This is a genomic window from Thiohalorhabdus denitrificans, from assembly GCF_001399755.1.
GTDB classification, from domain to species: domain Bacteria; phylum Pseudomonadota; class Gammaproteobacteria; order Thiohalorhabdales; family Thiohalorhabdaceae; genus Thiohalorhabdus; species Thiohalorhabdus denitrificans.
This window is the reverse complement of record NZ_LJCP01000014.1, coordinates 250,147-262,952: the sequence shown is the minus strand read 5'-3', so window position 1 is coordinate 262,952 and position 12,806 is coordinate 250,147. Positions and strand designations below refer to the sequence as shown.

The window sequence follows — 12,806 nt, the reverse complement described above, 5'->3', positions numbered from 1 at the left end:
GGGCGGGGGCGGTTCCCGCTGAAGCACCGGACTCAGTCTTCTTCCACCAGTACCCGCGGCTCCTGGATCCAGGTGCCCCGGCAGCGGGGGCATTTGCCGGGCTTGGTGAGCTTGTCGGCGTCGAAGGTGAAGCCGCATTTGCGGCAGGTGGCCGGTATGATCACCAGCCGGAAAGGCTCGTTGCGCAGGCTCTGGCGCAGGTGCTCCAGCTCCCCGGCCAGATCGCGCGGCCGCATGCCCACGGCCTGGGCCAGCTCGCCGACCCCCATGGGGTTATCCCGCAGCATCAGGATCAGGTCCTTGCGGTACATGGCCGGGGCTCCTGGGGGCTCGGGTCAGTCCGTGTCGCTGGCGCATTCGATGCAGAGGGTGGCCGAGGGGTCCGCCTCCAAGCGCCCCGCCCCGATGGGCTCCTGGCAGCGGACGCAGTAGCCGTAGTCTCCGGACTCGATCCGCTGCAGGGCGCCGCGGATGCGCTGCTTCTCCAGCTGCGCGCGCCGGTTGCTCTCCTGGGCCATGGCCTGCTGCTGGAGGGCGTCCATGCGCGTCAGGCGTCCGGTGCGGGCCTGGTCCAGGTCCACGGTCCGGGAGGCCTCCGTGCGGGCCTCGTGGCCGGCCTCGAGCTCGGCGAGGCGGGCGCGCAGCCGTTCCCTCAGGGCGTCGATGTCGAGATCCTTGCGCATCCTTCCAAGATACAACGCGGGCGCCGGCTCCGCCTACGACCCTCCTCCCGGGACCGTCCCTCCCCATGGGGCCCACGAGTCCGGAGTCCGTGTGTCCCCTTTCCCCAGCAGAAAAATTCCGGTATGAATGCACCGAACGTACATTCGGATCCATACAGGAGGACACGATGGGGACATTGGTTCGGGCGCTTCTGGCGGGGATCCTGGTCCTGACCGTTCCGGCCGCCCAGGCGGCGGACTACGATGACGCCGCCGCCCTGCAGGGGGTGGAGGAGGGCAAGGGGGTCTTCCTCGTCGACATCGGGGATCCGGCCAAGCTGGGGCTCTACCTCAACCTGATTCCGGGCACCTACCGGAGTCTCGAGGAGCAGGGGGTGGAGCCCGACTTCGTCCTCACCTTCATCGGTCCCTCGGTGAAGTTCCTCACTCGGGAGGATCCGGACAGTCTGGAGGCCCTGGAGCACGCCGAGGCCCTGGAGAAGGTCCGCGAGGGCATCGACAAACTGCGGTCCCTGGACAACGTCCGCCTGGAGGTATGCAACGTGGCGCTCGAGGTCACCGGCACCGACGCCGACCGCCTCCTTTCCGGCCTGGAGGTGGTGGGGGATGGCTTCGTCTCCGTGATCGGCTACCAGGAGCAGGGCTACCACCTCGTGCCCGTTTATTGACCTGTACGGGTATCCCCGCATGCCTCTCCCGCCCAACCTCTGCTAATGGTTTTCCCAGGGCCTCCGAAAAGCCCCGGTTGCCAGGGGAACAGGGTTCGAGGGGGGGAGGGCGGCATGCGCATCCTGATCGTGTACGGCACCGGCGAGGGACAGACCCGCAAGATCGCCGAAACCCTCGGCGGGCAAATCCGGCGCGCCGACCACCATGTGGAGGTGCACCGGGGGGACCAGCTCCCCGAGGGCCTGTCCCCGGCCGCCTGTGACGGTGTCCTGGTGGGTGCCTCCCTCCATGCCGGCCACCACCAGGCCTACATACGGCGTTTCATCCGCCGGCATCGCCCGGAGCTGCGCGCCGTCCCATCCGCCTTTTTCTCGGTGAGCGGGTCGGCGGCCAGCCCCGACCCCGCCGCCCAGGCCCAGATCCGTGAGCTGGTGGAGGTCTTCCTCGCCGAGGAGGGCTGGCAGCCGGACCGGTGGGCTACCTTCGCCGGGGCCATCCCGTACACCCGGTACGGAAGGCTCAAGCGCTGGGTGATGCGCCGCATCATCGCCCGGGCCGGCGGCCCCACCGACACCAGCCGGGACTGGGAGCTCACGGACTGGGAGGAGGTGGAGCGTTTCGGAGCGGGCTTCCTGGAGCTGGTGGAAGGGAAGGTCCCGAAGGGCCGGCGGCATGTCGGCCAGGAGCTGCTGTCCTGAGACGTCCGGAGCCTGTTCCCTAGGCGCCCTCCCCTATACCCGGAACTCCCCCCTCGGGCGCATTCTCTCAATGAATGAAGGCCTGGAAGGACCCTCCACCCCTACCCGGGGTGCGCGGCCGTCCGGCAACCATAGGGGGAAGGACCATGAAAGAACGCAGCAGGATGCCCCGCTATGCCTACCTGGGGTCCATCGGGGTCGCCCTGGTCTCCGCCATCGCCATTCCCGTGTATATGTCCCGCCGGTCGCGGAAGGCGCAGAAGGGCCTCTTCCTGCGCCGGAAGGGGCACCACCACTTGAACCGGAAGGGCCAGCTGCGGCGGGGGCACCTCTTCCACTGAGAGGGTGGCCGAGGGACAGCAGATTAATCCCTCCCGCGGGGCGGCTTTCCGGTCCTCCCCGCGTGGCCCCGCCTGTTCTGGTCAAGTCACGGCGGACAGCCGGTTCGATAGACCTCCCCAATTCCCATTCCCGGTGAGGATGGTGGTCCAGAGTGGAATGTGGCCGGCGGCTGTCGTGGTCAATCGCGATGCACGGGATCCCGTACGGTCGAACTTTTGGCTGCGTCTCATAGGTCGGGCTGCCCACCCACTCGCTTTTCAGGGCTCCGAAGCGGGGGTCCGCCACCGCATTAATCTCAGCACCCTCCCTTGCGGCCATAAGTGCGCATGGGGCCCCCCCGCAAGCGCTTCCCCGCCAGGCGTAAGGCGATCTTCTGCAGCGCGGCTGTGAATCCTAAGCTTTCCCTTTCTCCAAGGATCCGGTTTTGCCTAAGGAAAAGGGGAGCCTAAGGAGAGCAGTCCGCCCAATCCAGCGGTGATTCCCGACAGGGTTTTTGGCCGGGTTCGTTAGGGAGCCAGTGATGAGTCCCATTCCTCGTTCAAGAGGGGGGCCGAAAGCCCGGGTACCCGAGCTATGGCTTTTCTTGTTGGCGGCGATCGCCATGGTCGGGTGCGCCACGCTTCCAACGGATTACGAGCGCAAGGCCTCTCAGGCGATTGAAAGCACGGGAGACACGCGGCTCGGGAAGTGGTTTGAGCCCCGGGTTGCCGCCCATGGCGGCAACCGCTCGGGGATCTATCCCTTGCGTTACGGCATGGATGCCCTGGCGGCGCGCATTGGCCTCGCCAACGCCGCGGATCGCAGCATCGATGCCCAGTACTACATCTGGAGCGGCGACCTCACCGGCAGGTTGATGCTAGCTGCACTGATGCGGGCCGCCGACCGGGGCGTACGCGTGCGCCTACTGCTCGACGATCTCCCGGCGGGCGGCCATGACCGGGCGCTCAAGGCCTTCGATCTCCATCCCAGGGTGGAGGTGCGCCTTTTCAACCCCTTCGCCGAGCGCCGCTTCCGCGGCTTGGAAATGGTGCGGCAGTTCAGCCGCCTCAACCGGCGCATGCACAACAAGGCCTTCGTGGCCGACAACCAGGCCGCCATCGTCGGCGGGCGCAATATCGGCAACGAATACTTCGAGGCCAAGCCCGAGATCGACTACCGCGACTTCGATGTCTTAACGGTGGGTCCGGTGGTGCGGGACGTTTCCGACTCCTTCGACGCCTACTGGAATAGCCCCTTCGCCGTTCCGGTGGCGGCGCTGACAGCGGAGGAGCCGCTCACCGGGGCCGATCTGCGGGAGCTGCGTGGGCGCTTGGCGGCCCATGTCCGCAAGGTCGGGCGGTCGGAGTATGCGGCGGCCATGCGCGGCAGCGATTTCGTGCAACAGGCCCGGCGCCATGAGCTGCCCTTGCTGTGGGCGGAGGCCTACGCGGTCTATGACGAACCGGAAAAGTTTGTTACCGCCCCCGAGGAGCGCTCGGGCCAGCTCGGACCGCAGCTTCGCAAGCTGGTGGAGGAGCTGGACCGCGAGCTGTTCATCGTCTCCCCCTATTTCGTCCCGGAGGAATCCGGGGTGGAGCTGTTCGCGGAGCTGGAGGAGCGCGGCGTGGAGGTGCGCATCCTGACCAATTCCCTGGCCTCCACCGACTCGCCGGCATTCGCCGGCTATGCCAATTATCGCGTGCCGCTGTTGCAGGCCGGTGTGGATCTCTACGAGCTCAAGCCCTCGGGGCGGTATCCCGAGGAACGGCACAAGGGCAGCCCGCTGGGTTCCTCAGGCTCCTCGGGGGGTAGCCTGCATGCCAAGGTATTCATCTTCGACCGGGAAACCACCTTCGTTGGCTCCATGAACCTGGATCCGCGCTCGCTGCGGCTCAACAGCGAGCTGGGCGTGGTCATCGAGAGCGCGGCGTTCGCCCGCAAACTGGTCAATCTGGTGCAGGAGGGGCTGCCCACGGAGGCCTACCGGCTCGGCCTGCACTACGAGCCACCACGGGTTGTTCCGCCCCTGCTGCGGCGTAGGGGGGTACGGGAGGAGGGCGGCGGTCCCCGCCTAGTGTGGACGACGGTTGACGAGCAGGGCGAGCGGCAGCGGTTCGATACCGATCCGGAGGCAACCTGGTGGCGCCGTTTCATGATGGGCGTCTTCTCCATCTTCGCCCCGGAGGGCCAGCTCTAGTCGATGCCCCTCGGCTCCGATCCAAGCGCTCCACCCCGGTGGGATGCTGCCACGATCAAGAACCCCCGTATTGCCCACCAAGTGCCCGGCCGAACGCGGGTCGACCTTTTCATTGGGGTGTCCCTGGTCCCTCCTGGCCAATCTCGCCTTTGACAGCTTCGTGAAGCTGCATCCGTCGCGAGGGGCGGGGGCCGCCTGCCCCCTTTCCTTCTCGATCCCCTCTACTGGCTCCTTTGGTGGCTAGTCTCCCGTATAGCGGGGGGAGCTGTCCGCATCGCAAGCCCTTCACCGGCGGCCTATTCTTTATGAATGATTCTTCCTATTTGCCGGCGTATGAGGAAACCACCATGGGCTACCACAAGCACCTCACCGCGATGGGAACGGGCCTCCTACTGGCCGCCGGTCCCGTGGGCCTTCAGGCGGCCGAGGACACGGGCCCCGGCTGGCGGGGCATCTACTTCGGTGCTGGAGTGGGCCAGTTCAGCTACGAGCAGGAAGGGGAGGTAGGCGGCATCGATTACTCTTTCGACGAGTCGGATACCGCGTACAAGGCTTTCCTCGGCTACCGCTTGACCCCCTACTTCAGCATTGAGGGTGCCTACGCGGACCTTGGCAACCCGGCGGGCAACCTGACCGATGAGCTGGGCGGCAATCGTCTCAAGGCCGATACCGAGGCCTGGTATGGGTATTTGGTGGGATATCTGCCCGTGGCGAATGCCTTCGACTTCTTCGCCAAGGTGGGCGTGGCCGACTGGAGCGTGAACGCCAGGCTTCAGGGGGACGGCTTCGAGAACGAAATCGACAACACCCCCAACGGCACGGATTTCGCCTGGGGGCTGGGCGCGGAGGTGAACCTGCCGCTGAACTTCTCGCTCCGGGGCGAGTACGAGCGGATCGAGATGGACGAAGGGCCGCTGAAAAACCTGGACAACGAGCTGATCAGCGCTTCCTTGCTGTGGCAATTCTGAGTCCTGTCCAGGACCCTCTCCAGCCCGAGTGGCCCGGCGTCCATCGGGCTGGAAGTTTTTTCCAAAATAATTTCAGGCCTCCTTCTCCTTTTTGCATTGCTGCCGGGGTCCACTCCCTCTTCCGGCCTCTCCCGGGTCTTACCGCATCAGCCAGGGTTACCTTGCGGCACGGTAGGGTGGTTACCACCTTGCTGTGGAAGGGGATCTGTGCCTATAGGAGATTGATAGTCAATTCCATTTACCCCGTTGGTCGGCGCGTCCGGCACTTCGGTGAACCCATTTGTCAGCAACCAGACCGGTTATAAAACCCCTTGGTTGAGGCGGTAAAACCATCCATGGCGAATCCCCGCGGAATCCTGATAAATGCGCTTATCCTCGTCCTGATGGCGGGCTTGGGCGCCTGTGAGCGGGGGGAGGAGCAGGATGCACAGCGGGAGGAGACGGTCCGGCCGGTCAAGACCGTGGTGCTCACCGGGGCGGATGTGGCGGGCAGCCGGCAGTTTCCGGCCACGGTACGGGCGGCCCAGCGGGTGGATCTTGCCTTCCAGGTCTCCGGACAGGTGGTGGATCTTCCGGTTCAAGAAGGGGAGGCCATCAATAAGGGCGGCCTTGTGGCCCGCCTGGACGACGAGCGCTACCGGTCCGAACTGCGGTCCACCCGCGCGGAATACCAGGAGGCCCGCGCCAGTTTTCGGCGCGCCCAAGAGCTGGTGCAGGAAGGATTCGTTTCGCAAACGGAATTCGAGCAAGCGCGGGCCCGCATGGAGCAGACCGAGGCGGCCCTGGAACAGGCCCGGAAGAATGTCGAGGACACCGTGCTTCGGGCGCCCTTCAAGGGGGTGGTGGCCAGGGTGATGGTGGACCAGTTCCAGGAGGTGCAGGCCAAGGAGCCGGTGGCCAGCATCCAGGACGTCTCCACCATCGAGCTGGTGGTGGACGCCCCTGAACGGATCGTGGCCCGCCGGGGCCAGGAGCCGCGGGCGGAGATGGTGGCGGTGTTCGAGTCTCTGCCGGAGCGGGAATTCCCTATCACGCTCAAAGAGTTCGCCACCGAGGCGGATCCGCAGACCCAGACCTTCGAATACGTCTTCGCGCTCCCCCAGCCGGAGAATGCAAATCTACTGCCCGGCATGACCGCCTCGCTGATTGCCCGGCCCAAGGAAGGAAAGGATCAGACCGGTAGGAAGGGCTTTGTCCTCCCCGCCGAGGCGGTTTTCGCCGCCGAATCCGGGGCCCCCTCGGTGTGGGTGGTGGACCCCGAAACCAACAAAGTGCATCGCCGGAAGGTGGAAACGGGGGAGCTCACGGGGACCGATAGCATCCGCGTGCTGGAAGGGGTAAAGCGGGGGGACCGCGTGGCCGTTGCCGGGGCAACCCAGCTGGAGGAGGGGATGAAGGTGAATCCGGTGGAGGGAATTGATTATTAGGCCCCAAGCCAGGCCGATAGCTGGAGGGCGGCGCCTAGCCGACTTTGCCCCCAGGGTCGCGGCGTGGACGCCGCTCCTAGAGGGCCTTCTTTCCGCAGGACAGCCTCCCCGATGAACCTCGCTGAATGGAGCCTTCGCAACAACGTCACGGTCTGGGTGCTGACCGTGCTCATGGTGGTGGTAGGGGCCAGCTCCTTCTTTAACCTCTCCTGGCTCGAGGACCCCGAGTTCACCATCAAGGAGGCGGTGGTCATTACCCCCTATCCGGGGGCCTCGGCCAGCGAGGTGGAGGAGGAGGTCACCAATGTTATCGAGCGCGCCGTCCAGGAGTTGGGGCAGCTCAAGTTCGTCCAATCCCGATCCTCCCGGGGGCGTTCGGAAGTCAACGTCACCATAAAAGACCAGTACGACAAATCCTCCCTGCCGCAGGTCTGGGACGAGCTGCGCCGGAAGGTGAACGACGCCCAGCGCAACCTGCCTCCGGGGGCCGGACCGTCCGTGGTCAACGACGACTTCGGCGACGTCTACGGGGTCTACGTGGCCCTCACCGGGAAGGGCTACACCCCCAAGGAGCGCTACGAGGTTGCCAAATTCCTCCAGCGCGAGCTTCTGGGCGCCGAGGACGTCAAGCGCATCACCCTCTACGGGGCGCTCCCCGAGACCATCTACGTGGAGATGCAGCGGGACCAGATGAGCCGGTTCGGCGTCTCGCCCGAGGCCATCTTCGCCGCGCTCGAGGCCAGGAACATCGCCGTGCCGGCCGGCAACCTCACTGTCGGCGACGAGCTCGTCGCCGTGAACCCCACCGGGGGGTTCCGTTCCGAGGAGCAGTTCGGCGACCTGCTTATCCGCGGCGGCGGGGAAGGCGGCAATCTGGTCCAGCTGGGCGACGTGGCGGAGATCAAGCGCGGCTACCAGGATCCCCCGGATACCATCCTGCGGGTGGACGGTCAGCGGGCCATCGGCCTGGGCATCTCCACGGTGGAAGGCGGCAATGTGGTCACCATGGGCCAAGCCCTGAAGGAGCGCTTCGAGGCACTCCAGGACCAGCTGCCCATCGGCATGGAGACGCACCCCATCGCCGTGCAGAGCGACGCCGTGGTGGAGTCCGTCCGGGGGTTCCTGGTCAACCTGATCGAGGCGGTGGTCATCGTGGTGCTGGTCCTGCTGCTGTTCATGGGCCTGCGCAGCGGCCTGATCATCGGGGCGGTGCTGCTGGTGACCATCTGCGGGACCTTCCTCTTCATGGACCTGTTGGACATCACCCTGCAGAGGATTTCGCTCGGGGCCCTGGTGATCGCCCTGGGCATGCTGGTGGACAATGCCATCGTGGTCACCGATGGCATGCGTGTGCGGATGCAGCGGGGCCAGGACGCAGAAACCGCCGCCCGGGACGTGGTGGGCCAGACGGGGATCCCGCTGCTCGGCGCCACGGTCATCGCGGTACTCGCTTTCGCCGCCATAGGCACCTCCCAGGACTCCACCGGGGAGTACACCCGCACCCTGTTTCAGGTGGTGATGATCTCCCTGCTGCTCAGCTGGGTCACGGCCGTCACCACTACCCCCCTGCTGTGCAAAACCCTGTTGAAGCGGGACACCCCCGGGGGCGACCAGGCCGGACGGGATCCCTATAGCGGGGGGCTCTTCCAGGGCTACCGGCGGTTCCTGATCCTGGCCATCCGCCACCGGGGCATCACCCTGCTGGGGGTGCTCGTCCTGTTCCTGGCCGCGCTCGCCGCCTTCGGCGCGGTGCCCAAGAGCTTCTTCCCCGACTCCACCCGGCCGCAGTTCTATGTGGACTTCTGGTTCCCGCAGGGCACCCGGATCGAGGAGGCCGCCGAGCGCATGCGTCCGGTGGAGCAGTATCTGCGCAAGCAAGAAGGAGTGACCCAGGTGGCCACACAGGTGGGCGGCAGCCAGGTGCGCTTCCTCCTCACCTACCCGGTGGAGAAGCTCGATCCCCGCTTCGCCCAGGCGCTGGTGAGCGTGGACGACTACCGCGAGATCCCGGAAATGATCCAACGCCTCCAGCGCGAGCTGCCGGATAAGGTCCCCGATGCGGTGGTCAATGCCCGGCAGTTCATACTCGGGCCCTCCACCGGCGGCAAGCTCCAGCTCCGCATCAGCGGCCCGGATCCCCGGGTCCTGCGACGGCTTGCCGAGGAGGCCCAGGGGGTCATGGAAGAGGACCCCGCCTCCAAGGGGGTGCGCAACGAGTGGGGCAACATGGCCAAGGTGGTCCGGCCCGAGCTGGCGGAAACCCAGGCCAGCCGGGCGGGGATCGACCGCACCGATCTGGGCCAGGCCATGGAGATGGCCGTGGAGGGCTCGCAGGTGGGGGTCTATCGCGAGGAGGACGAATTGTTGCCCATCGTCGCCCGCCTGCCTTCGGCGGAGCGCTTCGACCTCGACAACCTCGGCTCCATCCCGGTGTGGAGCGAGGTGGCCGGGGAGATGATCGCCGCCGACCAGGTGGTCACCGGATTCCGCCCCGAGTTCGAGAACACCGACCTCTGGCGCCGCGACCGCACCACCATGCTGCGGCTCCATGCGGACGTGGACCAGGGGCTGCCGGCCGAGATGCTGAACCGCATTAAGGCGCCCATCGAGAAGGCCCTGGGGGTGGATACGGAGGCGGTGCTGGGCCACCCCGTGCCCCTGGAGGAGTGGGGGCCGGAGACCCTCCCGGTGGAGGACATGGGCCGGCTGCCGCTGAAGGGCATGCCGGGCTATTCCATCGCCTGGGGCGGCGAGGCGGAGGACTCCGCCCGCGCCAATGCCTCCCTGGCGGGCTATGTGCCCATCTTCTTCGGGCTGATGGTGCTGATGGTCATCATCCTGTTCAACTCCATCAAGAAAACCCTGGTGATCTGGCTAACGGTGCCCCTCTCCATCATCGGCGTGACGGTGGGGCTTCTGCTGTTCGGCCAGCCCTTCGGCTTCATGGCCTTGCTCGGACTCATGAGCCTTACCGGCATGCTCATCAAGAACGCCGTGGTCCTCATCGACCAGATCGGTGCGGAGCTGGGCGGCGGTAAGCCCCCCTTCCAGGCGGTGGTCCACGCGGGACTGAGCCGCCTGATCCCCGTATCCATGGCGGCGCTCACCACCATCCTCGGCATGGCCCCGCTGGTCACCGACGCCTTCTTCGTGGCCATGGCGGTGACCATCATGTTCGGCCTCGGCTTCGCCACCTTGCTGACCCTGGTTATCGTTCCGGTTCTTTATTCCGTTTTGTTCAGGGTCCCGAGCCCCGCCAACAACGAATCCGGGGAGGAGCAAGGGTGAGCGGTCCCCCCCGCAACCTCGTGTCCCTGCTCGCCTTGCTGCTCACCACCGCGGTGGCGGTGTGGGGCATCGTCGATACAGCCGGGCTGGCCGGCCTCGCCGAGCGCCATGTGGCCCTGGTGTTCCGCAGCCGGGGCTGGTTCGTCATGCTTACTACCAGCATCCTCCTCATCGTGGCGGTGGTCTTGGCGCTTTCCCGGTACGGGAAGATACGGCTGGGACGGGACGACGACCGCCCGGAGTTCTCCACGCCCAGCTGGCTCACCATGATGTTCGCGGCGGGCATGGGCGTGGGCCTGCTCTTCTACGGCACCGCCGAGCCCGTAACCCATTACCTGTTCCTGCGCCAGGAATTTGACCCGGCCCGGGCCTCCGCCAATGCCCTGTTCATAACCGATTTCCACTGGGGCCTGCACGCCTGGGCCATCTACGGCATGGTGGGGATGGTCATCGCCTACTTCAGCTTCCGGCGGGGCGGTCCGCAGCTGGTGGGCGCCCCCCTGGCGCAGGTGTATGGGGAAAACCGCTGGACCCGGGGCACCGGGGGCGTGATCGACCTGCTGAGTATCTACGCCACCGCCATCGGTCTGGCGGGCTCGGTGGCAATGGGAGTGTTCCAGGTCTCCGACGGGGTGGCGGGGATGCTAGGGATGGAGCCCGGCGGCATGGGCCTGGCGCTGGCTGTGTTCGCCGTGCTGTTCGCCGCTTACATGTTCCCGTTGACGGTGGATCTGAGCCGGGGCATGGCCCTTCTCTCCAATGCGGCCATCGCCATCACCATCGGCCTCATGGTCTACATTCTGCTGGTCGGTCCCACGGGAACCCTGATGGGCTCCATAGTGGATTCCATCGGCAACTACCTGAGCCAGGTGGGCCACCAGGGGTTCCGCACCTACGCCTTTTTCGATCGTTCCGTGGAGGACTGGTTCGCGCAGTGGACCCTGAACTACATGGTCTGGTGGCTGGCGTGGTCGCCGTTCGTGGGGGTGTTCATCGCCCGCATATCCCGGGGGCGGACCATCCGCGAGTTCGTGGTGGGCGTGCTGGTGGTCCCCACCGCCTTCTCCATCTTCTGGTTCGGCGTGCTGGGCAGCGCCGGATTCTTCCAGGGCAGGGCGGACCTGCTGGACCTGGAGGTGGTACGTGACGACGTCAATCGGGCCACCTTCCTCCTCCTAGACAATCTTCCCCTGTCGCCGCTGACCACCATCGCCACCATCGTTGCCGCCTTCCTGTTCATCATTACCAGCGTGGTGAGCGCCGCCTACGTGCTGGCCATGTTCTCCAGCCACGGCGACACGAACCCCAGGGTGCGGGTCAAGCTTACATGGGGGGTAATCCTCGGCGTGCTGGGTCTGGCCATGATCCTGTCCCGCAGCGCCGAGGCGGTGCGCCAGATCATCGCCCTGAGCGCCGGCCCCTTTGTCTTCATCGTCCTGCTGCTTGTGGTGACCTTCTTACGGGCCCTGGGTCAAGAACGTCCCGGGAGGGCGGATTGATGGACAAGATCCTGAACGTCATGGTCTTCGCTTATCTGGGGGTTCTCATCTGGCTCTATGTGAAACGGATACCCGGAGAAGGCGACGACTGACAAGGTAAGGGAAATCCCCTTGATGCGGGGTGCATTGAATGATCTGCGTCTGGCGGTGGAATGGCGCCTTTGCAGCACGTGCACTTCGGCCTGGGGACCAACCGCTTTACCCTGAATGGCCGGGTGGATGATCCAGACTGGCGCGGCCAGTTGGATAACTCCTACCGGGGGTTTCTGGGGTATGCCGGGATCCGGTTCTGAGGCACCCTTCGTTTCATCAGCCTCTTCCCTTCCTTACCGCCGCAGCATCCGCAGCCAGTACCAGAGATTGAGCATGCCGGACAGGGAGGCGGCCACGTAGGTGAGGGCCGCCGCCGACAGGATGCGCCGGGCCGGCCGGTGGTCGGCCTCGGGAAGGTAGCCGCCCTGCTCGAGGACGGGCAGTGCGCGCTTGAAGCTGGCGTCCAACTCCACGGGCAGGGTGACCAGGTGCACCAGCGCCGCGGCACCGATGCTGACCACCCCTGCAAGCAGGGGCAGGATCAGGCCCGAAGGAGAGCGGCTGGCGATCAGCAGGAGGGGGGCAGCCATCATCACCACGGTGCCGGTGCGCTGCAGCCCCTGGGCGATGCGCACCAGCCGGCTGCGCAAATGCAGGGGCCGGTAGCCGGCCTGGTCCTGCAGGGCGTGGCCGATCTCGTGGGCGGCCACCGCCACGGCGGTCAGGGAACGGCCGTGGTAGTGATTGGGCAGGAGGGCCACCACCTTGCGCTCGGGGTCGTAGTGGTCGCCTTTCTCCGTTACCTCCACCTGTACGCCGCGTAGGTCCAGCCGGTCCCGCAGGTGCGCCGCCAACTCCCCGCCGGTGCCGGGGTAATCGGGCCGTTCCTCGCCGTAACGGGCCATCACGCTCCGGACCCAGAACTGGGGGCCGAGAAGCAGGGTCAGCAGGACGACCGCGGCGAGGAGAAAATGCATGGAAGCGCTCTACGCGATGGTTGAAACCCCAAATTATAGGACATCC

At 66.1% G+C, this 12,806-nt stretch carries 11 protein-coding genes; 8 read left to right on the top strand and 3 right to left on the bottom strand.

The window, feature by feature from the left end:
• Positions 1–32: 32 nt before the first annotated feature.
• The gene (locus tag AN478_RS12970) at positions 33–311 is read right to left on the bottom strand and encodes a transcriptional regulator (RefSeq protein WP_054967034.1); all 279 of its coding nucleotides are present in this window, start codon (positions 309–311) and stop codon (positions 33–35) included.
• A gap of 24 nt (positions 312–335) precedes the next feature.
• Positions 336–683, bottom strand: coding sequence for a TraR/DksA family transcriptional regulator (locus AN478_RS12965; protein ID WP_054967033.1), 348 nt, complete (start codon positions 681–683; stop codon positions 336–338).
• Positions 684–850: 167 nt separating this feature from the next.
• Between AN478_RS12965 and AN478_RS12960 the strand changes: the two genes are divergently transcribed.
• The 8 genes from AN478_RS12960 to AN478_RS12930 all read left to right on the top strand — a co-directional run bounded on the left by AN478_RS12960 (position 851) and on the right by AN478_RS12930 (position 11,750).
• Positions 851–1,351: a DsrE family protein gene (locus tag AN478_RS12960; RefSeq protein WP_054967032.1), complete on the top strand. Its 501-nt coding sequence runs from the start codon at positions 851–853 to the stop codon at positions 1,349–1,351.
• Positions 1,352–1,465: 114 nt separating this feature from the next.
• Positions 1,466–2,050, top strand: a complete 585-nt coding sequence (locus AN478_RS12955; protein ID WP_074471169.1) for a flavodoxin domain-containing protein — start codon at positions 1,466–1,468, stop codon at positions 2,048–2,050.
• 146 nt (positions 2,051–2,196) lie between these two features.
• On the top strand, positions 2,197–2,391 hold the full coding sequence (locus AN478_RS14020) for a hypothetical protein (protein WP_143004019.1): 195 nt from the start codon (positions 2,197–2,199) through the stop codon (positions 2,389–2,391).
• A 743-nt stretch (positions 2,392–3,134) separates the two neighbouring features.
• Positions 3,135–4,568, top strand: coding sequence for a phospholipase D family protein (locus AN478_RS12950; protein ID WP_054967031.1), 1,434 nt, complete (start codon positions 3,135–3,137; stop codon positions 4,566–4,568).
• 347 nt (positions 4,569–4,915) lie between these two features.
• Positions 4,916–5,536, top strand: a complete 621-nt coding sequence (locus tag AN478_RS12945; RefSeq protein WP_054967030.1) for a porin family protein — start codon at positions 4,916–4,918, stop codon at positions 5,534–5,536.
• A gap of 335 nt (positions 5,537–5,871) precedes the next feature.
• Entirely contained in the window at positions 5,872–6,963 is a 1,092-nt protein-coding gene (locus AN478_RS12940) for an efflux RND transporter periplasmic adaptor subunit (RefSeq protein ID WP_074471171.1), read from the top strand.
• A 111-nt stretch (positions 6,964–7,074) separates the two neighbouring features.
• On the top strand, positions 7,075–10,251 hold the full coding sequence (locus tag AN478_RS12935) for an efflux RND transporter permease subunit (RefSeq protein ID WP_054967028.1): 3,177 nt from the start codon (positions 7,075–7,077) through the stop codon (positions 10,249–10,251).
• On the top strand, positions 10,248–11,750 hold the full coding sequence (locus tag AN478_RS12930; RefSeq protein ID WP_054967027.1) for a BCCT family transporter: 1,503 nt from the start codon (positions 10,248–10,250) through the stop codon (positions 11,748–11,750). Before AN478_RS12935 ends, AN478_RS12930 begins: the two co-directional genes overlap by 4 nt.
• A 326-nt stretch (positions 11,751–12,076) precedes the next feature.
• Here AN478_RS12930 and AN478_RS12925 read toward each other — a convergent pair whose 3' ends face one another.
• Positions 12,077–12,760, bottom strand: a complete 684-nt coding sequence (locus tag AN478_RS12925) for a zinc metallopeptidase (RefSeq protein ID WP_054967026.1) — start codon at positions 12,758–12,760, stop codon at positions 12,077–12,079.
• Between the last annotated feature and the right edge of the window lie 46 nt (positions 12,761–12,806).